This window comes from Streptomyces sp. NPDC060000 (genome assembly GCF_042737375.1).
Classification (GTDB): Bacteria; Actinomycetota; Actinomycetes; order Streptomycetales; family Streptomycetaceae; genus Streptomyces.
Map to the genome: position 1 here is coordinate 51,575 of NZ_JBHWUU010000007.1, position 26,095 is coordinate 77,669.

Here is a 26,095-nt window from a genome sequence, read left to right on the forward strand (position 1 = left end):
GCGGAAAGGCAAAGACCCTCCCAAGAGCGGATCACGGCATGGCCAGAAGAAGCAGGAAGTCCAAGAACCGGAAAGTCCGGATCGTCGCGATCGGTGCGGCGCTGGCGACCGGCGGCGTCGTCGTCGCGCTGCTGCCCTCGGCCAACGCGGCCGAAGCGAAGACCCCGGCGCAGATCATGGACCTGTGCAAGCGGGCCGAGGTGCTCAACGGAAAGCAGCAGTCCATCGAAGACTTCGGCGGTCACCCCATCGCGGGACCGAGTTTCGGCTCCGACAACTGCGATTTCGTCGAGACGAAGTTCGAGACATTCAACGGCCCCACCGAAAAGGCCTCGATCGACTTCCCCAACTGCGAACCGAACGCCACCGAACCGGCCAAGGTCTCGATCGCCTGGGAGTCCGAGGTGGCCCAGGGCAAGGGCAAGCAGATCGCCATCGTGCAGGGTGGATCGGGTGGTCTGTTCGGCGTGCTGACAGGCGCCTGGTCGGTTCACAAGAGCTCGCTCGACATGACGACGAACACGGTCAAGGCCGGCAGCAAGGACACCGTCGAGGTGCCCGTCGGAAAGGTCGTGCACATGGAGTTCACGCCGAAGTTGCAGCGCATGACGGGTGAATGGCGGGTGCGGATCGACGCGAATCCCGGCAGCTTCGCCGTGAACCCCAGCCCCGAGCAGAACTTCGTCCTCGAGGACGTCGTCGAGGGCCCCTCGATGCTGGCGGGCGCCGCCGGCGCCCCGGGCGTGGTGGACGGCGTCGCCAAGCCCGTCTTCGAAGACTGCTGACCCGAACCCCGGACCTGCCCCACCCCCCACCAGGAGAAACCCTCATGCCCCGCACCAGCCGTCCCGGAAGCCACGGCCACCGCAGCCGCAAGAAGCGCCTCACCCTGATGATCGTCGCCCCCGTGGCCGCCGTCGCGGCCGGCGTCACCCTGCTGAACCCGGCCGGCGCCGCCACGCCGTCGGAGGTCTCGGCCGACTGCCGCTCCGACTCCGACAGACTGGAGAACTGCCAGTTCGTCGACGTCCAGTTCAAACGGAACAGCCTGGGACCGAACGAGCGGGTCTCCGGCGTCTCCGACAACTGCGGCAACGCGTCGACCTCCACCAAGACCTTCGGCGTCAGCGCCTCGGTGACCCGGACCGTTCAGCTGGAGGAGGGGTTCATCAGCGACAGCGGCATCAAACTGGGGAATTCCTTCTTCGAGATCGGCGCGAAGTTCCAGACCAAGGACGTGAACATCACACGGGACGACAAGAAGACCACACTGGCCTTCGAACGGACCGACACCGTGAAGGCGGACCATGTCGCCTACTTCATGTGGTCCCACAAGCGCACCGACGTGAGCGGATTCATCAAAGCCACGTACAAGGAGGCGCAGAACGGCCAGAAGGTGTTCTTCTCGCCGAGCGAGGGCGCCGCCACCATCCACGTCTTCTATCCGCAGATCCTGAACAACGGGACTCCCGACGGCCGCCTCTGGCTGCGCAATGTGCAGTGCGGCACGCCCGAGGCGGACTCGGTACTGAATTCCTCCGGCGGCGGTGCGGGCACCGACAGCGTGGACGGCGGCGGCAGCGTCGCGGAGCTCCGTGCGGAGCCCGGATTCGGCGCGGGCGGCGACGCGGTCACCGACGTGGAAATTCCGCTCACGGACATCCCCGCGCCGTAGAGCGGAACCGAGTCCGTGAAGCGGAATCGAGTCCGTGAAGCGGAATCGAGTCCGGAAAGCGGAACGAGGCCGCAGAGCGGAACCGAGGTCTTCTCAGGTGCGAAGCACGGGCGTGGCCGGGGTGGCCCCGAGCCACCGCAGGACCGCGTCCGTGCTGCCCCTGGCGTCGAGCTTGGAGTAGATGTTGCTCAGGTTGTTGCGGACGGTCTTCTCGCTCAGCCGTAATCGCAGCCCGATCTCCTGCGCGCCCAGGCCGGTCGACAGCAGTTCCATGACCTGCCGCTCACGCGGCGAGAGCAGTGCGCGCAGCCGCTCGATCGCGTCGTGTTCACGCGGTCCTGCCGGCATCCGCCGGGCCCCCTCCCGCAGGGCGGCGCACGCGGCCGGGGAGAGGTAGGTGTGGCCGACGGTGGCCGCCATCACCGCCGAGGACAGCATGTGGGTGCAGTAGTCGCCCTCGGCGAGATAGCCCGCCCCGCTCCGGAAGACCTCGACGACCGTCTCGGTGTCCGTGCGGGCACTGACGACGATCACCGGGACGTCCCGGCCGCCCAGCGCCCCCCGCAGGCCCGGTAAGGACTTCGCCGGCTCCGCGCAGCGCAGCACGACGACGTCCGGGCCGCCCCTGCGCAGGGCGTCGTAGGGCGGGGCGACACGCACCGTCCGGTCCACGTACGGATCGTCGGGGGCGGGCCAGCCGTCGTGCGGCCAGTCGCCCTCGGCGCAAGCGAGAGCGACGGAGAGTCGCTGGGAGGATCGCACTTACGGGGTCCTTCCGCCGGAGCCATCACGTCCGTACGTCCGTACATACGCGGCTCGGCGTGGACATGTTCAAACGTTCAAGAACCGCTGCCGAGCAGGGGCCCCACCTCGGCTCCGAACAGGCTCATCTGGTCGGTGAGTTCGGTGCGGCTCCGGCAGCGGAAGCGCACCTGGATCTGGTCGACGCCCATCGCCCCGTAGGCGCGCAGCGACTCGGCGAGGGCCTCCGGCGGCCCGGTGAGGGTGCGGCGGCCCACCTCCCAGCCGGGGGCGCCGACGTACAGCGGCTCGGTGATGGCGCCGACGGTGAGCGGTGTGCCGTCCCCCCGCAGCCGCCGCAGCGTCTCGATCTGCGCGGGCAGCCGCTCCCTCGGGTCGCCCTGGGGCAGCCAGCCGTCGCCCTTGAGGGCGGCCCGGCGGACGGCGGCCGGGGAGGAGCCGCCGACCCAGAGCGGCACCCGCGCCTGGGCCGGTCTGGGCCGTTGCCCGAGCTCCTCGAAGTCGAAGGACTTGCCGTGGTGGGAGGGGAACTCGTCCGGCCCGAGCGCCGCCCGCAGCGCGTCGAGCGTCTCGTCCAGGACCGCTCCCCGCCGCTCGAAGTCCACCCCCAGCGCCTCGAACTCCTCCCGTACGTGCCCGGCGCCGACCCCGAGGATCAGCCGGCCGCCGCTGAGGTGGTCGAGGGTGGCGTACTGCTTTGCGGTGAGGAGGGGGTGGCGCAGGCCGACGACGGCGACGTGCGCGAGCAGCCGGACGTGTTCGGTCACGGAGGCGAGGTGGGCGAGGGTGGCCACGGGGTCGTACCAGACGGTGCTCATGGCGTCCGCCAGCCGGCGCGGGATCGCCACGTGGTCGCAGGCGGCGACATAGGCGAATCCGGCGCGGTCGGCGGCGCGGGCCACCGCGACGAGGTCGGCGGGGCCCGCGTCCGCCTCCCAGGCTTCGGCGTAGATCGTGGACTGGGACTGGACCGGGAGCTGGATGCCGTAGTCGAGGCTCACCGCGGGCTCCACAGGCCGTCCGGCGTCAGCCCCAGGAGCTCGATCGCGTTGCCCCGTACGATCCGCTCCACCACGTCCGGTGCCAGATGGCCCATCTGTGCCTCGCCGACCTCGCGCGACTTCGGCCAGGTGGAGTCGGAGTGCGGGTAGTCGGTCTCGTAGAGGACGTTCCCGACGCCTATGGAGTCGAGGTTGCGCAGGCCGAAGGCGTCGTCGAAGAAGCAGCCGTAGACGTGGCCGGCGAACAGCTCCGACGGGGGACGGTGGACCTTGTCCGCGACCCCGCCCCAGCCCCGGTTCTCCTCCCACACCACGTCGGCGCGCTCCAGGATGTACGGGATCCAGCCGATCTGGCCCTCCGCGTACATCACCTTGAGGTTCGGGAAGCGCTCGAACTTGCCGCTCATCAGCCAGTCGACCATCGAGAAGCAGCAGTTGGCGAAGGTGATGGTGGAGCCGACGGCGGGCGGGGCGTCGGCGGAGGTGGAGGGCATCCGGCTCGACGAGCCGATGTGCATGGCCACCACCGTGCCGGTCTCGTCGCAGGCGGCGAGGAAGGGGTCCCAGTAGTCGGTGTGGACGGAGGGCAGGCCCAGGTGCGGGGGTATCTCGGAGAAGGCGACCGCGCGCACCCCGCGGGCCGCGTTGCGCCGGACCTCCGCCGCCGCCAGTTCGGCGTCCCAGAGCGGGATCAGGGTGAGCGGGATCAGCCGGCCCCGCGCCTGCGGGCCGCACCACTCCTCCACCATCCAGTCGTTGTAGGCGCGCACGCACAGCAGGCCCAGTTCGTGGTCCCCGGCCTCGGTGAAGGTCTGGCCGCAGAAGCGCGGGAAGGTGGGGAAGCAGACGGCGGACTGGACGTGGTTGACGTCCATGTCGGCGAGACGGGACGGGACGTCGTAGGAGCCGGGGCGCATCTGCTCGTAGGTGATGACCTCCAGCTTGATCTCGTCCCGGCTGAAGCCGACGGCGGTGTCCAGGCGGGTGAGGGGGCGGCGCAGGTCCTCGTAGATCCACCAGTCGCCGACGGGTCCCTCGTCGCCTGGCTCGCCCATGACGGGCTTGAAGCGGCCGCCGAGGAAGGTCATCTCCTTCAGCGGGGCGCGGACGATACGGGGTCCGGTGTCGAGGTGCTTCTTCGGGAGGCGGTCCTGCCAGACGGTGCTCGGCTCCACGGTGTGGTCGTCGACGGAGATGATCAGCGGGAGGTTCTCTGTGGCCTTCGCGGTCTCCAATGCGTTCTCCATGGGGGCACGGTAGCGCCGATCTGACGGATCGTCAGCTAGCGGGTGCGAGCCGGGGCCGTTCGGCTCCGCGGGGAAGTGTGCGCATCGGATGGGCGGGACGTGTGGACTCCCGCGCACCTCCCGGGCAGGCTGACGGTTCCGGCACGGACAGGGCAAACTGGGCTTGGACCTTTCCGGCCGATCACGCCGCAGGAGAGTGCCGGTGCCGAAGCAGTGCCGGTGAGCGGGATCCGGCGCGTGCGGTTGCAAGGCGGAGGAGGGCGTCGACGCGGAGCGTCGGCAACCGACGACAACGCCGCGGACGTGCGTGCCGACTCCCGCGTCTGCGGCGTGATCGGCTGGACAGGTCCTTGATACGGATGCCTAAGGGGAGCCCTGATGGACGACCGGGTAGGACACCGCGACCCGCGTGTGCCGGAGCAGAGACGTCCCGGCTCCCCCGAGGAGCCGGCGACGCTGCGCTTCGACGTGCTCGGGCCGGTGCGCGCATGTCGCGGCGACGAGCGGCTGGCCACCGGTTCACCTCAGCAACGAGCCCTGCTGGCAGCCCTGTTGCTGCGGGAGGGCCGCACGGCGACGGCCGCCGAGCTGATCGACGCGCTGTGGGGCGACGACCCTCCCTCGCAGGCGCTGGCAGCGGTACGGACGTACGCCTCGCGGCTGCGCAAGGTGCTGGACCCGGGTGTCCTGGTGAGCGAGTCGGGCGGCTACGCGGTGCGCGTGCCGGCCGAGGGCGCGCTGGACCTGGCGGTGGCGCAGGAGTGGGCGGCGAAGGCGGAGAAGGCACGGACCGCCGGGGACCTGTCCCACGCCCGTGAGGTACTGAACCGCACGCTGGCGCTGTGGAACGGGGAGGCTCTGGCCGGCGTCCCCGGACCGTACGCGGAGGCGCAGCGCGTCCGGCTTGAGGAGTGGCGGCTGGGGCTGCTCGAATCCCGGCTGGACATGGACCTGGAGCAGGGCTGCCACGCGGAGGCGGTCTCCGAACTCACCGCGCTCACCGCGGCGTACCCGCTGCGCGAGCGGCTGCGCGAACTGCTGATGCTGGCGCTGTACCGCAGCGGCCGGCAGGCGGAGGCGCTCGCGGTGTACGCCGACACCCGGCGGCTGCTGGCCGAGGAGCTGGGGGTGGATCCGCGGGCCGGGCTGCGCCAGTTGCAGCGCCGCATCCTGCAGGCCGACCCGGAGCTGGCGGAGCCGTCGGCACCGGCGGCGGAACCGGCGATGGTGCGGGTGAGACCCGCTCAACTCCCGGCCACGGTGCCTGACTTCACCGGCCGCTCCGCCTTCGTGCGCGAACTGGGCGAGGTGCTGGCGCGGGCCGGTGACGGCGCCGGCGGGGGCGGCCGGGTGATGGCGGTGTCCGCGCTCGCCGGCATCGGGGGCGTGGGCAAGACGACCCTCGCCGTGCACGTGGCCCATCAGGCACGGCCCGCCTTCCCCGACGGGCAGTTGTACGTCGACCTCCAGGGCGCGGGGCCGCGGTCGGCGGAGCCGGAGACGGTCCTCGGGTCGTTCCTGCGCGCCCTGGGCACCGCGGACTCGGCGATACCGGACTCCCTGGAGGAGCGGGCGGCGCTGTACCGCTCGGTGCTGGACGGCCGCCGGGTGCTGGTGCTGCTGGACAACGCGAAGGACGCGGCCCAGATCCGCCCCCTGCTGCCGGGCACGGAGGGCTGCGCGGCGCTGGTCACCTCGCGGGTGCGGATGGTGGACCTGGCGGGAGCGCATCTCGTCGACCTGGACGTGATGTCCCCCGAGGAGGCCCTCGCCCTCTTCACCCGGATCGTCGGCGAGGAGCGGGTGGCGTCGGAGCGCAAGGCCGCGCTGGACGTGGTGGCCGCGTGCGGATTCCTGCCGCTGGCGATCCGTATCGCGGCGTCCCGGCTGGCGGCCCGCCGCACCTGGACGGTCTCCGTCCTCGCCGCCAAACTGGCGGACGAACGGCGCCGGCTGGACGAGCTCCAGGCGGGCGACCTGGCGGTGAAGGCGACGTTCGAACTCGGCTACGGCGCCCTGGAGCCCGCCCAGGCCCGCGCGTTCCGGCTGCTGGGTCTGGCGGACGGCCCGGACATCTCCCTGGCGGCGGCCGCGGCGGTCCTGGACCTGCCGGTCGACGACACCGAGGACCTGCTGGAGTCCCTGGTGGACACCTCCCTGCTGGAGTCCGCGGCCCCCGGCCGCTACCGGTTCCACGACCTGGTCCGGCTCTACGCGCGTGCGTGCGCGGACCGGGACGAATGGCCGCCCAGCGAGCGCGGGGCGGCGCTGTCGCGGTTGCTGGACTTCTATCTGTCGACGACCTCCGGCGTCTACGCCATCGAGCGTCCCGGGGACCGGCTGGTGAACGACCTGGAGCCCACGGAGTACCCGGGGGCGCGCTTCACGGAAGGGGCGACGGCTCTCGACTGGCTGTACACGGAGGCGGCTCCGCTCCTGGCCTGCGTACAGCAGGCCGCGGGCACCGACAGGACGCGGCGGGCGGTGGACCTGCTCTGGGCCGCGAAGGATCTGACGGAGTCCGGCGCGAACTCGCGTCAGTACGAGACCACGGCCAGGGCGATGTGTGACGCGACCCGGACGACTGGGGACCTGCGGGCCGAGGGGCGGGCCCGGACGGTGCTCACCGACGTACTCCTGGTGTCCGGGCGGATTCAGCAGGCGGAGGACGAGGCGCGGCTCGCCATGGAACTCGCGGCTTCGGTGGCGGATTCCACCGCTGTGGCGTGGGTGGCCAACAACCGCGGGCTCATCTGCCTGCATCAGCGCCGGTACGCGGAGGCCAGGGTTCTCTTCGACCAGGCCATCGACGGCTTCCGGGCCGCCGGCAACAAGCCCGGCGAGGCATCCGCCCTGTCCAACCTCTCCCGTGCGCAACTCGGCGTGGGAGACGTCGCGGCGGCCGTCGAGATCGCCCGGCACGGCCTGGCCCTGTACCTCGAGATGGGCAGGACCATGAGGCTCGCCAACGGCCATTTCGCCGTGGGTGTCGCGCTCACCACGGCGGGCCGGCACAGCGAGGCACTGGACCAGTTCTCCGAGGCCCTGGGCATCTTCGGCGCACACCGGCAGCGGTTGTGGGAGGGCGCGACCAACTACCGCATCGCGGAAGCGCACATGGCCGCCCGGCGTCCCGCCCGAGCGGCGCAGCACGCCGAACAGGCGCTGGCCCTCGGTTCCATCGGCGGCGACCGCATGCGGGGCAACATCCTGACGCTCCTCGGACGGGCCCTCTCCTCGCTCGATCAGCCCGACCGGGCGAAGGCGTGCTGGCGCGAGGCTCTCAACCTCCTCGAACAGAACGGCGCCTCGGAGGCCGACGACGTGCGGGAACTGCTGACCTCGGCTCCGGCGTAGCCGGCGGAGCATGCCCGGCCCCGGGCTGTGGCGGCGTTCAGCATTCGTTTATCTCCACCCGGCACTCTCGTCTCTGTCGGACCGTCGCGTCGGGGGGCAGACGGTCAGGACAGGAGCCCGGTCGGTTAATGTGCGGCTCCGAACGCCCGTCCGGCGGCCCTCGGGGGAGCAACCGGACGGGCGTTCCTCACTCGTCACCACAGCAGAGGAATGCCCATGAGCGACACCAAGAAGGAAGCGGAGGCCCTCCCCCAGGAGAGCGCTCCGGCCTCGCAGGTCACGGACGAGACGATCACCACGCTCGACAACCACATGCCGAGCGAGCCGGCCGCGGACGTCATCACCACGATGGACAACCACATGCCGGCCCCGCCCGCCCTGGGCCTGGACGGCGGCAAGTAGGCACCGGCCGACGGGGGCCCGGCCGCGGCGGCACGAGGGGAGCCGCCGCGGCCGTGGTGTGTCCGGGAGCCCGTCGGGTCACCGGGCCCGCAGCGCCCCCTTCACCACCTTGCCGCTCGCGTTGCGCGGCAGTGCCGTCACGAACTCCACCGCTCTCGGCACCTTGTAGTTGGCCATCTCCCGGCGGGCCCAGGCGATCAGGTCCTCGGCCGTGGACACCGCGCCCGGGCGGCGCACCACGTACGCCTTGCCCACCTCGCCCAGGCGTGGATCCGGGACGCCGACCACCGCCACGTCGGCCACGTCCGGGTGCAGGCCGAGGCGTTGCTCTATCTCCGCCGGGTAGGCGTTGAAGCCGCCGACGATGAACATGTCCTTCAGGCGGTCGGTGATCCGGAGGTTGCCGGCGGCGTCCAGGACGCCCACGTCGCCCGTGCGCAGCCAGCCGTCCGGGGTCAGCGCCTCCGCCGTCGCCGCCTCGTCCTCGTAGTAGCCGCGCATGACGTTGAAGCCCCGGACCAGGACCTCCCCGGGTTCGCCCGGCGCCGCGTCCACCCGCACCTCGGTGCCGGGGATCGCGCGGCCCGACGTCGAGGCGATGACCGTGGGGTCGTCCCCGCGACGGCACATCGTGACGACACCGCTGGCCTCCGAGAGGCCGTACGCCGTCAGGACGGTCTCCACGCCCAGTTCGCCCCGCAGGCGTTCGACGAGCCGCAGCGGCACCACGGCCGCGCCCGTCACCACCAGCCGCAGCGCCGACAGGTCGTACGTGTCCCGTGCCGCGTGGTCCAGGAGCGACTGGTGCAGGGTCGGCGGGCCGGGCAGGACCGACACCCGTTCCGAGGCCACGTTCGCCAGGACCGTGTCCACGCTGAACACGGGCTGGGGGATCATCGTCGCGCCCCGCATCAGACAGGCGATCACGCCCGCCTTGTAGCCGAAGGTGTGGAAGAAGGGGTTCACGATCAGGTAGCGGTCGCCCCGCCGCAGCCCCGCGAGGTCCGACCAGACGGCGTACGCCCGCAGGGTCTGCGCGTGGGTGATCACCGCGCCCTTGGGGCGGCCCGTCGTGCCCGAGGTGAAGACGATGTCCGAGGGCCACTCCCCCGACACCTCGTCCGCCCGCGCCCGGACCTCCGCCGCCCCGATGCCGTCCCCGCCCGCCAGGAAGTCCTTCCAGGTGCGGAAGTCCGCCGGGGCGTCGTCCGAGAGCACCACCACCCGCTCCAGCGCGGGAAGTCCGGGCAGCGGGCCTGCTCCGGCGCCCTCCGCCGCCGCCCGCCGCAGTGACGCCACGTACGACGTCCCCAGGAAGGTGCCGGTCACGAAGAGCAGACGCGCCCGGCTGCGGCGCAGCACGTCGGCCGCCTCGGTGCCCTTGAAGCGGGTGTTCAGGGGCACGAGTACGGCTCCCGCCCCGACCGCGCCCAGCGCCGCCACCATCCAGTCCAGGGAGTTCGGCGCCCAGACGGCCACCCGGTCCCCCGCCCGCACCCCGTGCGCCAGGCAGGCCGCCGTCGCGCGTTCGATCCGGGCGCCGAGCTCGGCGTAGGAGATCCGGGTACGGCCCTCCACCACCGCCTCGGTCGCCGCGTACCGCTCGGCCGCCCAGCGGACCAGGCCGGGGATCGTTCCCCACTCCATGTCACCACGCACGACCAGCCTCCCCACCGGCAGCCTTCCCAGTTGCTGACTACCCGTCAGATTAGCGGTAACCTGACGGACTGTCAGCAGCGCAGTCGCCGTGTGGAGGTGCGTGCAGCATGCCCGCAGGGACCGGACTCAAGGACGCCACCGCCATCGTCGGCATCGGCCAGACGTCCTTCGCCAAGCACCTCCCCGAGGACGAGCGGACCCTCGCCTGCCGGGCCGTCCTCGCCGCCCTCGACGACGCCGGGATCGCCCCCGGCGAGGTCGACGCCCTCGCCTCCTACACCATGGAGGAGACGGACGAGGTCGAGCTCGCCAAGGCCGTCGGGTTCGGTGACCTGACCTTCTTCAGCAGGATCGGGTTCGGCGGCGGCGGCTCCTGCGCCACGGTCGCCCACCTCGCCGCCGCCATCACCTCCGGTCAGGCCACGGTGGGAGTCGCCTGGCGGTCGCGGAAACGGGGCTCCGGGCCGCGCCCGTGGACCAACACGGCCGTCCAGCTCCCCACCCCCGCCCAGTGGACCCGGCCCTTCGGTCTGCTGCGGCCCGCCGACGAGATAGCCATGCTCGCCCGCCGCTATCTGCACGAGTACGGCGCCACCCGCGACCACCTCTTCAACGTCGCCCTCGCCTGCCGCAACCGAGCCAACCAGAACCCCGCCGCCGTGATGTACGAACGGCCCCTCACCCGCGAGATGTACATGTCGTCCCGGTGGATCAGCGAACCCCTGTGCCTGTACGACAACTGCCTCGAGACGGACGGGGCGTTGGCCTGCGTGGTGGTGAGCAGCGAGCGGGCCCGGGACTGCCGCCGGGCACCCGTCTACGTCCACTCCGCCGCCCAGGGCCTGCCCGCCCAGCACCACGGCATGGTCAACTACTGGAACGACGACCCCCTCACGGGACCCGCCTGGGCAGCCGCCCGGCACCTGTGGAAGCACGCCGACTTCACCCCGCCCGACGTCGACGTCGCGCAGATCTACGACGCCTTCACCCCCCTCGTCCCGCTCTCCCTGGAGGGATACGGGTTCTGCGGCCGGGGCGAGGGCGGGGCGTTCACCGAGGGAGGCGCCCTGGAGACCGGCGGACGGCTGCCCCTCAACACCGGCGGCGGCGGCCTGAGCGAGGCCTACGTACACGGCTTCAACCTCATCAACGAGGGCGTGAAGCAGCTGCGCGGGACCAGCACCGCCCAGGTGCCGGGCGCCTCGACCTGCCTCGTCACGGCCGGCGAGGGCGTCCCGACCTCCGCCCTGCTGCTCAGGAACTGAACGAACCGAGGAGTTGATCCCGCGATGCTCACCCCCGTCACCGACGCCGACGGCGCCCCCTTCTGGCAGTACGCGGCCCAGGGCGAACTCCGCGTCCAGGCCTGCGGCGACTGCGGCGAACCCCGCTTCCCGCCCCGCCCCTGCTGCCCGCACTGCCAGTCCTTCGCGAGTGAGTGGCGGCTGATGTCGGGACGCGGGCGGATCTGGTCCTATGCCGTCCCGCATCCACCCCTGCTGCCCGACTACGCCGCCCGGGCGCCCTACAACGTGATCCTCGTCGAGCTGGCCGAGGCGCCCCGCATCCGGATGGTCGGCAACCTGGTGAGCGAGCCGGGCGCCGCGCTCGACTCCCTCTCCCCCGACCGCGTCCGGATCGGCGCCCGCGTACAGGTCGTCTTCGACGGCGACGGGCTTCCGCAGTGGGTCCTGGAGCGGCCGTGAGCGTGCGCCTCGGTATCGACAAGGACACCGGCGTCGCCGTCGTCACCCTCGACCGCCCGGCCCGGCTCAACGCCATCGACCTCGAGACCGTCCGCGAACTGAAGCGCATCTGGCGGGAGTTGCGGTTCGACGAGTCGGTACGGGCCGTCGTCCTGACCGGGGCAGGGCAGCGGGCGTTCAGCACGGGCCTCGACCGGGACGCCGTCGTGCCGCAGCCCGGCTCCCCCTATATGCAGGACGATCCGCTGCTCACCGTCGGGCCCAAGGCGAACGACCTGTGGAAGCCGGTCGTCGCCGCCGTGGAGGGGATGGCCTGCGGGGGCGCCTTCTACCTGCTCGGGGAGTGCGAGTTCATCGTGGCCGGCGCCGACGCCGTGTTCTTCGACCCGCACACCACGTACGGGATGGTCAGCGCGTACGAGTCGGTGCTCCTGGCGCAGCGGATGCCGTACGGGGAGGTCGCGCGGATGATGCTGATGGGGACGGCGGAACGGATCTCCGCCCGGCGCGCCTTCAACGTCGGGCTGGTGTCCGAACTCACCGCCGCCGGCGGGGCGTTGGCCGCCGCCACCGCCTGCGCCGCCGTCGTCGCCGGGTATCCCCCCGCCGGGGTCCAGGGCACCGTGCGGGCGCTGTGGGCGGCGAAGGAGGCGGCCCGCGCGATGGGGTTCGCGCAGGCGCCGCATCTCATCTCGCTGGGGAACCTGCCCGCCGAACACCAGACGGAACTGTTCGTCGGCCGCTCGACCACCGAACCCCGGATCCGCTGAGGGTGCTCCCGGCTCCCGCGCGCGGATACCAACCGGTTCCACCCGGGCCCCACCCCCTGAAGAACTCGGGCGGCAAGGCACACCACTGCCTGGCAGAGAGCGTCCACCTGCTCTGGCGTCATGGCGTAGTCGTACGCGATGTCCTCGACGCTCTCTCCGGCGCGGTCGCTGCGTCCGGTCAGTTCGCCGATGCGTACGGCTCCGGCTCGCAGTGGTCGACCTTCGCGGCGACGCCCGGTCCGGACAGGTCCACCTGTACCGTCGCCGAGTCGTTCCCGGCGGCGTACGCGTCGGTGCTCCGCTGTTCCACCCGGCCCGAACCGGCGTCGAGGAAATCGACCGTGACGGTGAAGTAGCCGCCGGCCGCGTTCGGGTTGGTGACCTCGACCGTCGCGTACGCCTCGCTCGGCGTGGCGCAGTCGATCAGCTCCACCGTGGCGTCCTGGAGCGTCGTGGACGTGCTCGAGGAGCCGCCGCCGGAGGTGTCGTCCGTGTAGTCGTCATCGTCGTCGTAGTCGCGGTAGGTGCTGCCGGACGAGCCGCTGGACGTCGAACCCGAGGTCGACGACGAGCTGTCGTGGTCCTGGCCGGAGCTGCTGCACCCGCCTCCGCCGCCACTGTGACTGCTGCCGTGACCGTGGCCCCTGCTCGTCGAGAAACCGGTCAGCGCCAGTACGACGAACACGGCCACCGCTGTGAACTTGAGTTTCTGCCCCCGTCGATACATAAGAGCAGCCTAAGCAGCACCTGTCACGGCCATGTCACCGAGGGGCGACCGGCCGGTCCCCGGCGTAGCGTCTGCGGTGAGAGCGGCGAACGGGCCGCTCCCCGCAGCGGCGGCCGCCGTCCGGATCCCCTTCCGCACACCCGGCACGACGGCCGTCCCGGAACCGGAGCGACCGGCTCCCGTCCCGGACCGTCCCGGACCGGACCGGCCCGGAGCCGCCGGCTCAGGCCGTTCTCGCCGTGCCCGTGCCCTTCTCCGCGTCCAGCGCGTACACACAGCGGTCCTTGCTGGACGCGTAGACGACGCCGTCACGGACCACCGGGGAGCCGGTGATCTCGCCGCCGGTCGCCAGCTTCCAGCGCAGCCGGCCGTCGTCGGCCTTCAGCGTGTACAGCAGGTGGTCCGTCGAGCCGAAGTGGATACGGCCCTCCGCGACCGCGGGGGCGCCCACGATGTCGCCGCCCGCCTGGAAGCGCCACTTGGGCGTGCCGGTCACCGCGTCCAGGGTGTAGAGCCCCTTGCCGCTGCCGACGTGGACGTGTCCGGCGGCCACCAGCACCGGGTCGACGGACGCCCGGGCCTCGGTGGCGATCCGCCAGCGGTCACGGCCGTCGGTGGCGTCGATGGCGTACACGGTGCCGAGGTAGTCGGCGAGGTAGACGCCACCGCCGGTCACCGCCGGGCCGGGGACGAAGGTCGGCGGGGACAGGAACACCGCCGGCGCCTCGAAGTGCCAGCGCACCATGCCGCTCGCGATGTCGACGGCGAGGACCCGGGTGCCGGCGGCGAGATAGACGTAGCCGTCGGAGGCGGGGGTGACCCGGACCGGGACACCGCCGCAGGAGGCGGTGTCGCCGATGGGGTACGACCAGCGTTCCTCGCCCGTGCGGGCGTCCAGGGCTCTGAGCCGGGCGTCCTGCCAGACGAAGACCGTGCCCTCGTGCAGGGTGGGCCCGGCCTCGGGGGACTCGAAGTCGGTCTGGCAGCCGCTGATCTCCCAGAGCTTCTGCCCGGCCGAGGCCTCCCAGGCCTGGACGCCGCCGCCGCGCGTGCCGGTGATGACCGTGCCCCGGTCGGCCTTGAGCGAGTACACCCAGGCGTCCGTCGACAGCCGCCACAGGTCGCCGCCCTCGCGGGCGTCCAGGGCGAACAGGGTGGGCCCGTCGGAGGCGTGCACCCGGCCGTCCGCGACCGTCATCGACCAGGCCACGTCCCGCGTCTTGAAGCGACGCCGCCCCGTGGCCACGTCCAGGGCGTGTACCTCGAAAGAGGTGACGTAGACGAGGTCCCCGGCGACGGACGGCGTGCCCCACACATCGTTCGACATGCGAAAACGCCAGGGCCGCCAGCCCGCCGGGGTCTCCGGGGGCGCGCTCTGGGCGGCCGGCAGGGCGGTGTCCGCGCCGTTCACCCCGGGGCGCGGGCGGGACCAGCTGGCGACCAGGCCGGGCTCGGCCACCGGTGCCTTCACGGCGGCCGTGGCGCGTACGTCGGCGATGCGCGGGCCGGGCCCGATCGGCACGGCCGCGCCCGCCAGCCGGACCGGACCGGTGTCGGGGGCGCCGACGGCCACCGGTGCCGGGCGGGTGAGCACCACGGGGGCGTGGGACGGCGGGGGCGGTACGGCCGGCAGGGCGGGGCGGGCCATGCCCACGCCGCCGCCTCCACTGCGGGGGCTCGGGGGTGCCGGTTTCACCGGGCGGCCGCCGCGGCGCGTCTCGATGAGGGTGACCGCCTTCTCGGGCAGCCACGCCGACGCCGTACCGCTGTCGTCGGAGCCGGAGCCGAAGAGGTGGGGGGCGAGCTGGGCCTGGAGGTCGGCCGGGTTGGGTCGGGCCGTGGCGTCCATCTGCATACAGGACTCGATGAGCGGGCGCAGCTCGTCGGGGAGGCCCTCCAGGTCCGGGCCCTCGCGCAGCAGCATGAAGACCGTCTCGACCGGGTTGGCGCCGTGGAAGGGCGGATGGCCGGTGGCGGCGAAGACGAGCATCGAGCCGAGCGAGAAGACGTCGCTCGCGCCGGTCACGCTCCGCGAGTCCTTCGCCTGCTCGGGGGACATGTAGGCGGGGGTGCCGACGGCCACGTTGGTCATCGTCAAACGCGTGTTCGAGACACCGGACGCGATACCGAAGTCGATCACCCGGGGCCCGTCCTCGACGACGAGCACGTTGGACGGCTTGAGGTCACGGTGGACCAGTCCCGCGCCGTGGATCGACTGGAGCGCCTCCGCGACGCCCGCCGCCAGCCAGCGCACCGCCTGGGCCGGCATCGGCCCGCAGTCGTTCACTATTTCCTCGAGCGAGGGCGCGGGGACGTACGCGGTGGCCAGCCAGGGCACGGCGGCGCGGGGATCGGCGTCGACGACGGCGGCCGTGTAGAACCCGGAGACCGCGCGGGCCGCCTCCACCTCGCGCGTGAAACGCACCCGGAAGAGCTGGTCCTCGGCGAGCTCGGTCCGGACCGTCTTGATCGCCACGCGCCGGCCCGAGGCCGAGCGGGCCAGATAGACCAGCCCCATGCCGCCGGCACCCAGCCGTCCCAGCACCTCGAACGGCCCGATCCGCCGCGGATCGTGCTGCGTCAGCTGATCCACCACTTGCCTGCCACCTCCCCGTACGAACCGCGTCACCCACTTGTGCACACGGCCCCGTGCAGCGTCTCACCCACCGCACCGCCATGGCGGCACGCACCCTGATTCTTCCTGGCCGGGCGGCCGGTTGCGAACCCGGGAGCAATCGGGGTGTCTCATTTCATATATGCGCATACAGCACGGCTCAGCGCTGGAGAAGAGCGAACGACGCCCCTTGATTGTCCGTGACGACGGCCACAATTCCGTAGGACGCGGTGAACGGACCCGCCTGCACCCGCCCGCCGAGCCGGCTCACCGCGCCGAGGGCGCTCTCGCAGTCCGCAACCCCGAAGTGGACGAGGAAGTGCGACGGCATGACCTCCGGGAAGACATCGCCGACCGGCGCCCGTCCGAAGTCGGGCTCGGCGCCCGGGCCGAACAGCGCCTCGTGGAAGAGATGGCCGTAGAAGGTGTTGGCGGCCCCGGTGTCCCGGGCGTAGAGCTGCGCCCAGGCGAAGGCGCCGGGCTTGTGCCGTACGCCGAAGCCGGGGTGGCCGGCCGGCTGCCACAGACCGAACACCGCGCCCTCGGGGTCGGCGGCGAGCGCGGCGGTGCCCGCCCCGTCGACCGGCAGCGGCGCCATGACCACCTGCCCGCCGGCCCTCTGGATGCGGCGGGCGGTCGTCTCCGCGTCCGGGGTCGCGAAGTACACCGTCCAGACGGTGGGCATCCGGCCGTCCGCCTTGTGGGCGAGCGCCGCCACCGGAGCGCCCTCCAGCCGGGCCCAGACGGAGGAGCCGTACGCCGCCTCGAAGTCCCACCCGAAGAGCTCACCGTAGAACCGCTTGCCCGCGTCCACGTCGGGAAGCTGCGCGTCCACCCAGCAGGGGACGCCCTCTGCGTACACCGATGCCCTGTTTTCGGCCATGCAGCCAAACTAACGGCGGTTCACGCAAGCCGCAGACCAGGCACACCCGCCTCCACACCCCCGCACACCCCATTTGCAGTCGGCCGAATAGCGCTCCCATCACCCCTCGGTAAGCTGACGTCATGACAGGACAAGTGCGTACCGTCGACGGCCGCGTGGCCGGTCGGCGCGGGCAGGCGACGCGGCAGAAGCTGCTCGACTGCCTCAGCGAGATGCTCAGCTCCTCTCCGTACCGCGACGTCAAGGTCATCGACGTCGCCCGGAAGGCGGGCACTTCACCCGCGACCTTCTACCAGTACTTCCCGGACGTCGAGGGCGCCGTCCTGGAGATCGCCGAGCAAATGGCCTCCGAGGGCGCCGAGTTGACCAAGCTGGTCGCCGGGCGGTCCTGGGTCGGCAAGGCGGGCTGGCAGACGGCGCAGGAACTCGTGGACGGCTTCCTGGAGTTCTGGCGGAAGAACGACGCGATCCTCCGGGTGGTCGACCTCGGCGCGGCGGAGGGGGACAAGCGCTTCTACAAACTCCGCATGAAGATCCTCAACTCGGTGAACAACTCCCTGTCGGACGCGGTCGCCGAGTTGCAGTCCAAGGGCAAGGTCGACAAGGACGTGAACCCGGCCGCGGTCGCCGGTGCGCTCGTCGCGATGCTCGCGGCGGTCGCCTCGCACCAGAAGGGCTTCCAGACGTGGGGCGTCAAGCAGGCTGAACTCAAGCCGAACCTGGCACTACTGGTGCACCTGGGCATCACCGGCAAGAAGCCGACGAAGTAGCCCCGGCCCCCACTCTCTTTACGGTCAAGTCCTGTCTGCCAGGCGGCAGCTCACCGGGTGAGCTGCCGCCTGCCGCGCTGTCTGCCTCACGCGGGCACCGGTTCCGTGAGGCGCCGGCCTCATAGGGACGTCGGCCCCATACGGACGTCGGCCCCATACGGACGTCGGTCCATGTGGGCGTCGGTCCATGTGGGCGTCGGTCCATGTGGGCGTCGGCCCCATGTGGGCGTCGGCCCCATGTGGGCGTCGCTTTTCCGGGGATGTCGGTTTCACGCGGGCAGCGCGCGATCCTTCACCACGTGCTTCATCACCAGCGTCGACGTCAGCCGCTGCACCCCCGGCAGGGTGGCGAGGCGCTCGTCGTACAGCCGCTGGAAGGCCGAGAGGTCGGCGGTGGCCACCCGAAGCAGGTAGTCGGGCTCCCCGAACAGCCGCTGCGCGTCCAGGACGTGCTCCACCTCGCCCACCGCCCGCTCGAACTCGGCGACCGTGTCCCGGTCCTCCTGCCGCATGGAGACGAAGACCAGCGCCTCGAAGCTCAGCCCGACGGCGGCGGGCTCCACCACCGCCCGGTAGCCGCTGATCGCCCCGGACCGCTCCAGCTCCCGCAGCCGCCGGTGACACGGCGAGACGCTCAGCCGCACCCGCGCGGCCAGCTCGGTCACGGTCAGCCGCCCGTCCTGTTGCAGTTCGGCAAGAATCTTCCGGTCCACGTCATCCATGAGGCAGATCCTTCCCCAGATCACGATGATCCGCGAAAACTTCGGGAACACTTTCGGCCACAACGCGCCTAATGTCCCCACTATGGACTCGGGAACGCTGATTTCTTTCCTCGCCGTGGACCTGCTGCTGGTGTGCGTGCCGGGCGCCGACTGGGCGTACGTGATCTCCGCGGGGCTGCGCGGCCGTTCGGTGGGCGCGGCGGTGGGCGGCCTGGTGAGCGGGTACGCCCTGCACACGGCGCTGGCCGCGGCGGGCCTCGCGGTGCTGGTCGCGGGGTCGCCCACGCTGCTGACCGGGCTGACGGTGGCGGGCGCGGCGTATCTGGTGTGGCTGGGGTGGTCCGTGCTGCGGCGGCCGGGAACGCCGGGCGCGGGCGAGGAGATCACGGGAGGCGGTGCGCTGGTCTTCCTGCGCGGGGCGATGATCAGCGGCCTCAACCCCAAGGGCCTGCTGCTCTACCTCTCGATCCTTCCGCAGTTCCTCACCCCGGGGGCGGGCCGGCTGCCGGTGGCCGCGCAGACGACCGCCCTCGGGCTGCTGCACATGGCGTGCTGCGCCGGCGTATACCTGGCGGTGGGCGTCCTGGCCCGCAGGCTGCTGAGCGCCCGCCCGACAGCGGCACGCGCGGTGACCCGCACATCCGGGGCGGCGATGCTGGGCATCGGCACGCTCCTGCTGCTCCAGCACACGTTCTAGCCGCCGCGGCCGCCCGCTTCCGTTCCAGCACGCGTTCCAGCCCCCGCGGTAGCCGGCACGCGTTCTGGACCCGCGGCCGCTCCAGCACGTTCTGGACCGCGGGACTTTCCCACCCGCCCGGCCCGGCGGGCGGCTCTAGGTCCGGGGGGTGAGCCGGAAGAGCCGGATCTCCCGCTCCACCCTCGCCTGGTACGTCGCGTACGGCGGCCAGAAGGCCAGCAGGGCCTTCCAGACGTCCGCCCGCTCCTCCCCCGTCAGCAGCACGGCCCGCACCGGGATGTCCCTGCCCTTCCAGCTGATCTCGGCGTCCGGACGGGCGAGGAGGTTGCCGGTCCACGCGGGGTGCCCGGTACGGCCGAAGTTGGAGCCGATCAGGATCCAGCTCCCGCCGCCCTCCTCGGGCATACAGGCCAGCGGAGCACGACGCGGCAGCCCGCTCCTCGCCCCGGTGGACGTCAGGATCACCCCGGGCAGCATCTGGGCGCTGAGCAGCACCTTTCCCCGGGTGAGACGGTGGACGGCGCGGTCGAGGGCGGGGATGACATGCGGGGCGACCTTCGCGAAGGCCCGGGTCGAGGACACCTTCTGCACCATCCGGACGCCGATCACACCGACACCTCCGCCCGCTCGAAGAGCCTGGCCTCCTCGGCCGCGTGGGCCCGCAGCCGGTGCACCGGCCCGAACAGCAGCCCGTCGCCCGTGGCCCGCTTGAAGAACAGGTGAGCCTCGTGCTCCCAGGTGAAACCGATGCCGCCGTGCAACTGGATCCCCTCGGCGGCGGCACGCCACAGGGCCTCCAGCGCCTGAGCGAGCGCGAGCCCACCGACCCGCTCCCCGGGGCCGCCGACGCCACCTCGACCGCCCGTCGCCCAGGCGGCGTAGTACGCGGCGGACCGGGCCGCCTGGAGCTGTACGTACACATCGGCCAGCCGGTGCTGGACCGCCTGGAAGGATCCGATCACCCGGCCGAACTGTTCCCGCTGTCCCAGGTACTCGACGGTCCGCTCCAGCGCGCGGTCGGCGGCCCCGACCGCCTCGCAGGCCAGGAAGGCGGCGGCGAAGTCACCGACGCGGGCGAGGGCCGCCGGGACGTCCGATTCCTCGCTCCCGCTCCCGCTCCCGCTCCCGCCCACGTTTCCGAGCAACTCGGCCCGTACATCACGAAGTTGGAGCCGGGCCTGCGGACGCGTCGCGTCCAGGGCCGTCTGCCGGGTGCGTACGAGCCCGGCGGCGTCACCCGCCACGACGAACAGCAGGGCCCGCGAGCGTACGTACCCGCCGGTGTGCGCGGCGACCACCAGCGACCCGGCGCTGTGCCCGTCCAGCACCTGCGCGGCCTCCCCGTACAGCCGCCAGACCCCCTGGACCCGCCGGGCCTGGATCCCACCCGCACGCCCTCCGCCGGCCCAGTCGCCGCCCTGGGGGCCGGTCAGGGCGAGGGCGGTGGCGAGGGCCGGTGCGGGGACGGCGAGGGCGGCGGTCAGGGTGCCGTCGGAGATCCGGGGCAGCAGGTCGGCGCGCTGGGCGTCGGTGCCGAGGGCGAGGATCAGCGGCGCGGCGAGGACGGAGGTCGCCAGGAGCGGGGAGGGGGCGAGTGCGCGGCCGGTCTCCTCGGCGGCGAGGGCGAGGTCGGTGAGGGGGCAGCCGACGCCGCCGTACGCCTCGGGGATCGCGAGGCCGGGCAGCCCGAGCTGCTCGGCGAGGACGGTCCACAGGGCGGGATCGTGGCCGCCGGGGGTGTCCAGGGCGGCGCGGAGCTCCTCGGGGCCGCAGCGTTTGTGGAGCAGTTCGCGCAACGTGCGGCGGATCCCGTCCTGCTCGGCGGTGAAGCCGGGGTCCATGGCCACCCCTCTCATCCAGATCTGACGGGCCGTCATATTAGGCCGGGGGAACGGGAATGCCCAGAGAGACGGCACCTGTCAGGGCGGGCACTATCTGATGTACCGTCAGATTTATGGCACCCGCGCCCGCGCCCGTATCCGCATCCGCATCCGCATCCGTATCCGCGCCCGGTAACCGGAAGGTGGCCGTGGTCGGCGTCGCCCTCTCCGACTGCGGCCGGGTGGACGACGTCACCCCGTACGCCCTGCACGCCCAGGCGGCGCGGCGGGCACTGGCGGACGCGGGGCTCGACCGGTCACGGGTGGACGGGTTCGCGTCCGCCGGGCTCGGCACGCTGGCCCCCGTCGAGGTGGCGGACTATCTGGGTCTGCGGCCCACCTGGGTCGACTCCACCTCCGTCGGCGGTTCGACCTGGGAGGTCATGGCGGCGCACGCGGCCGACGCGATCGCCGCCGGGCACGCGAACGCGGTCCTGCTGGCGTACGGCTCGACGGCCCGCGCGGACGTGAAGGCGGGCCGCCGCACCGGCACCTTCGCCTTCGGCGGCCGCGGCCCGCTCCAGTTCGAGGTCCCCTACGGCCATACCCTGATCGCCAAGTACGCGATGGCCGCCCGCCGTCACATGCTCCAGTACGGCACCACGATCGAGCAGTTGGCGGAGGTGGCGGTCCAGGCCCGGGCGAACGCGGCCCGGAACCCCGACGCGATGTTCCGCGACGCGGTGACGGTGGACGACGTCCTGTCCGGGCCGATGATCGCCGATCCGTTCACGAAACTGCACTGCTGTCTGCGCTCCGACGGAGGCGCGGCGGTGCTCCTGGCGGCCGAGGAGTACGTGCGCGACTGCCGTACGGCCCCGGTGTGGATCCTCGGGACGGGGGAGCACGTCTCGCACGCCTCGATGTCCGAGTGGGACGACTTCACGGTTTCCCCGGCGGCGGTGAGCGGCCGGCTGGCGTTCGCGCGGGCGGGGCTGCGTCCGGCGGAGATGGACTTCGCCGAGATCTACGACGCGTTCACCTACATGACGCTGGTGACCCTCGAGGACCTGGGCTTCTGCGCGAAGGGCGAGGGCGGCGCGTTCGTGGAGAAGGGACGGCTGACGCTGTCCGGAGCGCTGCCGGTGAACACGGACGGGGGCGGCCTCTCGGCCCAGCATCCGGGGATGCGCGGGCTGTTCCTGCTGGTGGAGGCGGTGCGCCAGTTGCGGGGGGAGGGCGGGGAGCGACAGGTGCGGGGCCAGGACGGGGGCCTGCCCCGGCTGGGGGTCGCCTCCGGGACCGGGGGCTGGTTCTGCTCCTCGGGAACGGTGGTATTGGGACGGGACTGAGGTCCGCCGCCCGGGGCCTGTCCCAGCCGGTCACGTCCGGCACCTGGCGTTCCCAGCGAACGGACTCGTCGGGCCGTACGTACATGTGCTCAGGCGCGGCCGGTTTCCTGCGGTGGGCGGCAACCTTTTCCGTTCCGGCGGCCACTGACCTGTCGACAGCTGCACAGGACGTGCTCCCCCGAACCGCGTAAGGACTCATCCGTGGCATCCTCCTCGCACCGCCGATCCCGCCCCGAGCGGCGTACGGGCCGGGTGCCCGTCGTGACCGTGATCGCCGTGGCGGCCGTCGCACTCGTCGTGTCCCTGGCCGTGGTCTTCCGTCCCGACGGCGGAGGCGGCGACGGCGGGGCGAGCGCGGTCGCGCCCGTGGCCGGCGCCGCGCGCGCCGCGGTGAGCGGTTCACCGACGGCCACCGGGCCCGCCGTGTCACCGTCGGCCAAGCCGAAGCCGAAGCCGTCCGCGGGGTCCCCGAGCGCGACGGCCGGCACGACGGCCAAGGCCTCCGCCACCCCGTCCGGCACGTCGAGCGGGTCCTCCGCCGCGCACGCCGAGCCCGCCACGCGGGCCGCGTCCGGCGCGGCGCCCCTGGCGGGACGGATCCGGCCCGGCGCCGCCTACCAGGGGGTCGCCACCTCCTACGACATCGGGAACGGCGACGGCGCCTGCTCCTACGGCCCGACCTCCGACGTCATGACCGCGGCGATGAACACCGCCGACTACGAGACGTCCAAGGCGTGCGGCGCGTACGTACTCGTCCGGGCCGGGAGCGGCGCGACGATCACGGTCCGGATCACCAACGAGTGCCCGGCGCCCTGCGCGCCCGGCCAGCTCGACCTCAGCCATCAGGCCTTCACCAAGCTCGCCGCCCTCTCGGTGGGCCGGATCCCGGTCACATGGAGCCTGCTGAGCCCGAGCACGTCCGACACGATCTCGATCCGCTACAAGACCGGCTCCACCCAGTACTGGTGCGGCATCCAGGCGATCGGCCACCGCAACCCGCTGGCCCGCCTCGAAGTCCGTACGAGTGCGGGCTGGACCCGTCTGGCGCGCACCGGCTACAACTACTTCCTCTCCGAGCAGGGCGCCGGCTGCGGCGGCGCGATCCGGCTCACCGACGTCTACGGGGAGCAGCTGACGGTCGAGGGGATCGCCGTCCGGGCGAACGTGGTGCAGTCGACCCGGGTCCAGTTCGCCCGGCACTGACCGGCACTGACCGCATAATCGCTGCATGGCCACGGAACTTCATGAGCTGCTGAGGTCGCTGCGGGTGTGGGACCCGGCGGTGACCGAGCTACCGCCCTTCGCCCCGGAGGCGGCGCCCGCCGAGCCGCTGCCCCTGTTCACGCAGTGGTTCGCCGAGGCGGTGGCGGCGGGCGAGCGGGAGCCGCACACGATGACCCTCGCCACCGTCGGCGAGGACGGTCTTCCGGACGCCCGCATCGTGATGCTGCACGGCGCCGACGCGGACGGCTGGGCCTTCGCGACGCACGCCACCAGCCGGAAGGGCCGCCAGCTCGCCGCCCGCCCGTACGCGGCCCTCACCCTGTACTGGCCCGTGCTCGGCCGTCAGGTCCGGGTGCGCGGCCCGGTCACGTCGGCCCCCTCCGAGGAGGCCCAGGCCGATCTGCACGCCCGCTCGACGGGCGCCCTGGCCGCCGCGCTGACCGGACGCCAGAGCGAGGTGCTGACCTCGGCGGAGGAGCTGACGGGAGCGTCGGAGGCCGCCTGGGAACACGCCCGCCGGAACCCGACGGCCAAGTCCCCGACCTGGACGCTGTACCGACTGCGCCCGGACGAGGTGGAGTTCTTCCAGGGGGACGCTCAGCGGCGGCACGTACGACTGGCGTACGGCCGGGAGCCGGATGGGTGGGTCAGGGAACTCCTGTGGCCGTGAGCGGCGGATGCTCACAGCTCAGGCGGCGCGTTCCTCGAACACCACCGTGTTGTGCCCGCCGGAGACCACATGCAGGTCCACCGTGACGTCCAGCGCGGTCGCCAACCTGACCAGCAGGTCCGCGGTGAGGGGCGGCATTCCGCCGAGCTCAATGGTCTCGACGTCGCCAGGCGGCATCCCGAGACGCTCGCTCAAAGCGGCACGGGTCAGTGCGAGGGCAACACGACGGTCGTGCGGCTCCCCCAGGGTCGTCGGAGACCGGGCAAGGAGGTCGGTCTTCTCCTCCGCCCGGCGGTAGTGCTGCGGTGAGAGGTTCGCCAACCAGGCCCGCACCTCCGGCTCCAACTCGATCACGTAGGGCTTGGTCACTCCGGGAACCTGGTGAGTGCCCAGGGCAGAGATCTCGATTCCGCGGCCATGTCACTCATGCGTGCGCCCATCGCTGTCGGAAGCGTTCCCAGCGGCTACGCCTGCACCGCCTCGTCGGGCAGGAAGACACCTCCACACTCGAACTCGTACACCGCGAAGTCCGCCACCGGACGGTAGCCGATGCGCTGGTAGAGGCCGTTGCTCGTCGGGTTGGACAGGTCGGTGAAGAGGAGTACCTCCGGGGTCCCTGCGGCCAGCGCCGCGCGGCTGACCTCGGTGGTCACCGCGCCGGCGTAGCCCCGGCCGCGCAGTGCGGCCGGGGTGTAGACGGGCGCGACGCGGACCTGTCCGGCCACCTCCGGACTGACGCCGGCCATGGCGACCGGGGTGCCGTCCGCCGTCTCCCACAGGGTGACTCCGCCATAGGCGATCCGGGAGTCGGCCCAGGCTCCGGCGTCCTGATGGCTGCGCTCGCCGATACTCGCCCCGAACTCCTCGAACCAGCGCGTCAGCCGGGCCCGATCGGCGGTGGTGGCGATCCTCGGGGCCCCTTCGGGGACGGGTCCCGGTGCCCTCAACCCGGCCAGCCGGTAGAGGCGTTCGCGGCGAGGCAGCCCGGACCCCGTACCGGTGCGCCGCCGCCAGGCGTCGGCGAAGGCGGCTGCCGTCGCGCTCTCCGCCGAGACGCCGGGCAGGCGGTGTCCCGCGGAGGCGAGCCGGGCGGCGAGGGCGTCGGCCTGCTCCTCGGTGAGCGGAGTGACATTGAGCCAGTGCGGCGGGGTGTGGAAGAACACCGCGCCGACCTCGCCGTCGCTCCGCTCCAGCGCGCCGAACAGGGGGTCCTGCGTGCCGAACATGTGCGGGCCCCGGCGGCGCAGGCCGTCCAGCACCGTCAGCGGCACCGTGTGCAGCGCGGGCCGCGAGGCCAGGAAGTCGCCGGCGCGGTCGAGGAACGCGTCGAGGTCATGGGTGAGGTGCCAGTCGTCGGGGCGCATGCCCCATCGTCGCGCGCGAGCACCACGCCCCGCCTGCCAATTTCCGCACCCTCACGCGAACTACGGCGCCGGCTCCGTGTCCGTGGCCAGGCGGGCGTGCAGGTGGACGTCCCGGAAGGCGTCCCTGCGGCCCGTCTCCCACATCGCGTCGCGCAGGGTTCCCTCGTACCGGAACCCGCAGCGCTCGGCGATCCGGCAGGAGGCGTCGTGGCCGAGCGCGTGGCCCAGTTCCAGCCGGTGCAGACCCACCTCGTCGAACGCCCACCGGGCCGCGAGCAGCAGCGCGCGGGTGGCGACGTGCCGGCCCCGCGCCTCCGGCAGGACCCAGTAGCCGACCCTGGCGAAGCTCAGCACGTGGTCGATCATGTTGACGCCGATCTGCCCGAGGACCGCGCCGTCGGCCGTGTCCGTGACGCAGAACGCCATGGCACGTCCGGCGGCCACGTCGGCGCGCTTGCCCTCCAGGGACGCCCGGGCGCCGGCGGTGTCGGTGATCGTCCGCAGCGGGGTGTTCCAGCGCCGGAACTCCGGGTCCAGGTGCCCGCGCAGCCACGCGTCCACGTCGGTGGCGGACTCGGGGTCCCAGGGGCGCAGGGTCAGTCCGTGGCCGTGGAGACCGGTGGCGAGGGGGATCGGCTGCGGCTCGCGTATGTCGGTCATCCGGCAATTGAAC

Annotated in this window: 25 protein-coding genes; 12 read left to right on the forward strand and 13 right to left on the reverse strand. The window is 72.4% G+C overall.

Annotation, left to right across the window (positions count from 1 at the left end; translation table 11 throughout):
- Positions 1-38: 38 nt before the first annotated feature.
- Both ACFWBB_RS06155 and ACFWBB_RS06160 read left to right on the forward strand, forming a co-directional pair.
- Positions 39-785 carry a hypothetical protein gene (locus ACFWBB_RS06155; RefSeq protein ID WP_385267598.1) on the forward strand — a complete coding sequence of 249 codons (747 nt, stop codon included), beginning with the start codon at positions 39-41 and terminating at the stop codon, positions 783-785.
- 44 nt (positions 786-829) lie between these two features.
- Positions 830-1,675: a hypothetical protein gene (locus ACFWBB_RS06160; protein ID WP_385267601.1), complete on the forward strand. Its 846-nt coding sequence runs from the start codon at positions 830-832 to the stop codon at positions 1,673-1,675.
- A gap of 93 nt (positions 1,676-1,768) precedes the next feature.
- On the opposite strand, the gene ACFWBB_RS06165 is transcribed toward ACFWBB_RS06160, so the two are convergent.
- The 3 genes from ACFWBB_RS06165 to ACFWBB_RS06175 all read right to left on the reverse strand — a co-directional run bounded on the left by ACFWBB_RS06165 (position 1,769) and on the right by ACFWBB_RS06175 (position 4,685).
- Complete coding sequence (locus ACFWBB_RS06165; RefSeq protein WP_385267603.1) at positions 1,769-2,437, reverse strand: LuxR C-terminal-related transcriptional regulator; 669 nt, start codon at positions 2,435-2,437, stop codon at positions 1,769-1,771.
- A 77-nt stretch (positions 2,438-2,514) separates the two neighbouring features.
- Positions 2,515-3,438 carry a TIGR03619 family F420-dependent LLM class oxidoreductase gene (locus ACFWBB_RS06170; RefSeq protein WP_385267606.1) on the reverse strand — a complete coding sequence of 308 codons (924 nt, stop codon included), beginning with the start codon at positions 3,436-3,438 and terminating at the stop codon, positions 2,515-2,517.
- Positions 3,435-4,685 (reverse strand): amidohydrolase family protein, encoded by a 1,251-nt coding sequence (locus tag ACFWBB_RS06175; RefSeq protein ID WP_385267608.1) that lies wholly within the window; start codon positions 4,683-4,685, stop codon positions 3,435-3,437. The genes ACFWBB_RS06170 and ACFWBB_RS06175 overlap by 4 nt, the downstream gene beginning before the upstream one ends.
- Before the next feature lie 378 nt (positions 4,686-5,063).
- On the opposite strand from ACFWBB_RS06175, the gene ACFWBB_RS06180 reads away from it, so the two are divergent.
- Both ACFWBB_RS06180 and ACFWBB_RS06185 read left to right on the forward strand, forming a co-directional pair.
- On the forward strand, positions 5,064-8,042 hold the full coding sequence (locus ACFWBB_RS06180) for a BTAD domain-containing putative transcriptional regulator (RefSeq protein ID WP_385267610.1): 2,979 nt from the start codon (positions 5,064-5,066) through the stop codon (positions 8,040-8,042).
- Between the two features lie 216 nt (positions 8,043-8,258).
- The gene (locus tag ACFWBB_RS06185) at positions 8,259-8,444 is read left to right on the forward strand and encodes a hypothetical protein (RefSeq protein WP_385267612.1); all 186 of its coding nucleotides are present in this window, start codon (positions 8,259-8,261) and stop codon (positions 8,442-8,444) included.
- 78 nt (positions 8,445-8,522) lie between these two features.
- Here ACFWBB_RS06185 and ACFWBB_RS06190 read toward each other — a convergent pair whose 3' ends face one another.
- Positions 8,523-10,091 (reverse strand): FadD3 family acyl-CoA ligase, encoded by a 1,569-nt coding sequence (locus tag ACFWBB_RS06190; protein WP_385267783.1) that lies wholly within the window; start codon positions 10,089-10,091, stop codon positions 8,523-8,525.
- A 119-nt stretch (positions 10,092-10,210) separates the two neighbouring features.
- On the opposite strand from ACFWBB_RS06190, the gene ACFWBB_RS06195 reads away from it, so the two are divergent.
- Genes ACFWBB_RS06195 through ACFWBB_RS06205 form a run of 3 tightly spaced genes read left to right on the forward strand, consistent with a single transcriptional unit; the run spans position 10,211 to position 12,579 of the window.
- Positions 10,211-11,368: a lipid-transfer protein gene (locus ACFWBB_RS06195; RefSeq protein ID WP_385267614.1), complete on the forward strand. Its 1,158-nt coding sequence runs from the start codon at positions 10,211-10,213 to the stop codon at positions 11,366-11,368.
- 24 nt (positions 11,369-11,392) lie between these two features.
- The gene (locus ACFWBB_RS06200; protein ID WP_385267616.1) at positions 11,393-11,809 is read left to right on the forward strand and encodes a Zn-ribbon domain-containing OB-fold protein; all 417 of its coding nucleotides are present in this window, start codon (positions 11,393-11,395) and stop codon (positions 11,807-11,809) included.
- Positions 11,806-12,579, forward strand: a complete 774-nt coding sequence (locus tag ACFWBB_RS06205) for an enoyl-CoA hydratase/isomerase family protein (RefSeq protein WP_385267618.1) — start codon at positions 11,806-11,808, stop codon at positions 12,577-12,579. The genes ACFWBB_RS06200 and ACFWBB_RS06205 overlap by 4 nt, the downstream gene beginning before the upstream one ends.
- 178 nt (positions 12,580-12,757) lie before the next feature.
- Here the strand turns inward: ACFWBB_RS06205 and ACFWBB_RS06210 are convergent, their stop codons facing one another.
- The 3 genes from ACFWBB_RS06210 to ACFWBB_RS06220 form a co-directional block, all read right to left on the reverse strand.
- Positions 12,758-13,270 (reverse strand): hypothetical protein, encoded by a 513-nt coding sequence (locus ACFWBB_RS06210; protein ID WP_385267620.1) that lies wholly within the window; start codon positions 13,268-13,270, stop codon positions 12,758-12,760.
- A gap of 259 nt (positions 13,271-13,529) precedes the next feature.
- Positions 13,530-15,902 carry a PQQ-binding-like beta-propeller repeat protein gene (locus ACFWBB_RS06215; RefSeq protein ID WP_385267622.1) on the reverse strand — a complete coding sequence of 791 codons (2,373 nt, stop codon included), beginning with the start codon at positions 15,900-15,902 and terminating at the stop codon, positions 13,530-13,532.
- A 178-nt stretch (positions 15,903-16,080) separates the two neighbouring features.
- On the reverse strand, positions 16,081-16,803 hold the full coding sequence (locus ACFWBB_RS06220; protein ID WP_385267624.1) for a VOC family protein: 723 nt from the start codon (positions 16,801-16,803) through the stop codon (positions 16,081-16,083).
- Positions 16,804-16,937: 134 nt separating this feature from the next.
- On the opposite strand from ACFWBB_RS06220, the gene ACFWBB_RS06225 reads away from it, so the two are divergent.
- Complete coding sequence (locus ACFWBB_RS06225; protein ID WP_385267785.1) at positions 16,938-17,573, forward strand: TetR family transcriptional regulator; 636 nt, start codon at positions 16,938-16,940, stop codon at positions 17,571-17,573.
- A 269-nt stretch (positions 17,574-17,842) separates the two neighbouring features.
- Here the strand turns inward: ACFWBB_RS06225 and ACFWBB_RS06230 are convergent, their stop codons facing one another.
- Entirely contained in the window at positions 17,843-18,295 is a 453-nt protein-coding gene (locus ACFWBB_RS06230) for an Lrp/AsnC family transcriptional regulator (RefSeq protein WP_385267626.1), read from the reverse strand.
- 82 nt (positions 18,296-18,377) lie between these two features.
- Between ACFWBB_RS06230 and ACFWBB_RS06235 the strand changes: the two genes are divergently transcribed.
- Positions 18,378-18,992, forward strand: a complete 615-nt coding sequence (locus ACFWBB_RS06235; RefSeq protein WP_385267628.1) for a LysE family translocator — start codon at positions 18,378-18,380, stop codon at positions 18,990-18,992.
- Positions 18,993-19,127: 135 nt separating this feature from the next.
- Here the strand turns inward: ACFWBB_RS06235 and ACFWBB_RS06240 are convergent, their stop codons facing one another.
- The gene (locus tag ACFWBB_RS06240; RefSeq protein WP_385267630.1) at positions 19,128-19,601 is read right to left on the reverse strand and encodes a nitroreductase family deazaflavin-dependent oxidoreductase; all 474 of its coding nucleotides are present in this window, start codon (positions 19,599-19,601) and stop codon (positions 19,128-19,130) included.
- Positions 19,598-20,833, reverse strand: a complete 1,236-nt coding sequence (locus ACFWBB_RS06245; RefSeq protein WP_385267632.1) for an acyl-CoA dehydrogenase family protein — start codon at positions 20,831-20,833, stop codon at positions 19,598-19,600. Before ACFWBB_RS06245 ends, ACFWBB_RS06240 begins: the two co-directional genes overlap by 4 nt.
- Positions 20,834-20,946: 113 nt before the next feature.
- Here ACFWBB_RS06245 and ACFWBB_RS06250 point away from each other — a divergent pair, with 113 nt between their 5' ends.
- From ACFWBB_RS06250 to ACFWBB_RS06260, 3 genes are all read left to right on the forward strand, one after another.
- Positions 20,947-22,164, forward strand: a complete 1,218-nt coding sequence (locus ACFWBB_RS06250; RefSeq protein ID WP_385267634.1) for an acetyl-CoA acetyltransferase — start codon at positions 20,947-20,949, stop codon at positions 22,162-22,164.
- Between the two features lie 201 nt (positions 22,165-22,365).
- Positions 22,366-23,367 carry an expansin EXLX1 family cellulose-binding protein gene (locus ACFWBB_RS06255; protein ID WP_385267636.1) on the forward strand — a complete coding sequence of 334 codons (1,002 nt, stop codon included), beginning with the start codon at positions 22,366-22,368 and terminating at the stop codon, positions 23,365-23,367.
- A 25-nt stretch (positions 23,368-23,392) separates the two neighbouring features.
- Positions 23,393-24,058, forward strand: coding sequence for a pyridoxal 5'-phosphate synthase (locus ACFWBB_RS06260; RefSeq protein ID WP_385267638.1), 666 nt, complete (start codon positions 23,393-23,395; stop codon positions 24,056-24,058).
- Between the two features lie 18 nt (positions 24,059-24,076).
- Here the strand turns inward: ACFWBB_RS06260 and ACFWBB_RS06265 are convergent, their stop codons facing one another.
- The 3 genes from ACFWBB_RS06265 to ACFWBB_RS06275 all read right to left on the reverse strand — a co-directional run bounded on the left by ACFWBB_RS06265 (position 24,077) and on the right by ACFWBB_RS06275 (position 26,082).
- A complete protein-coding gene (locus ACFWBB_RS06265; protein WP_385267640.1) occupies positions 24,077-24,427 on the reverse strand; it encodes a helix-turn-helix domain-containing protein in 351 nt (116 codons plus the stop codon).
- 95 nt (positions 24,428-24,522) lie between these two features.
- The gene (locus ACFWBB_RS06270; RefSeq protein WP_385267642.1) at positions 24,523-25,422 is read right to left on the reverse strand and encodes a GNAT family N-acetyltransferase; all 900 of its coding nucleotides are present in this window, start codon (positions 25,420-25,422) and stop codon (positions 24,523-24,525) included.
- A 60-nt stretch (positions 25,423-25,482) separates the two neighbouring features.
- Complete coding sequence (locus ACFWBB_RS06275; RefSeq protein ID WP_385267644.1) at positions 25,483-26,082, reverse strand: GNAT family N-acetyltransferase; 600 nt, start codon at positions 26,080-26,082, stop codon at positions 25,483-25,485.
- Positions 26,083-26,095 lie beyond the last annotated feature (13 nt).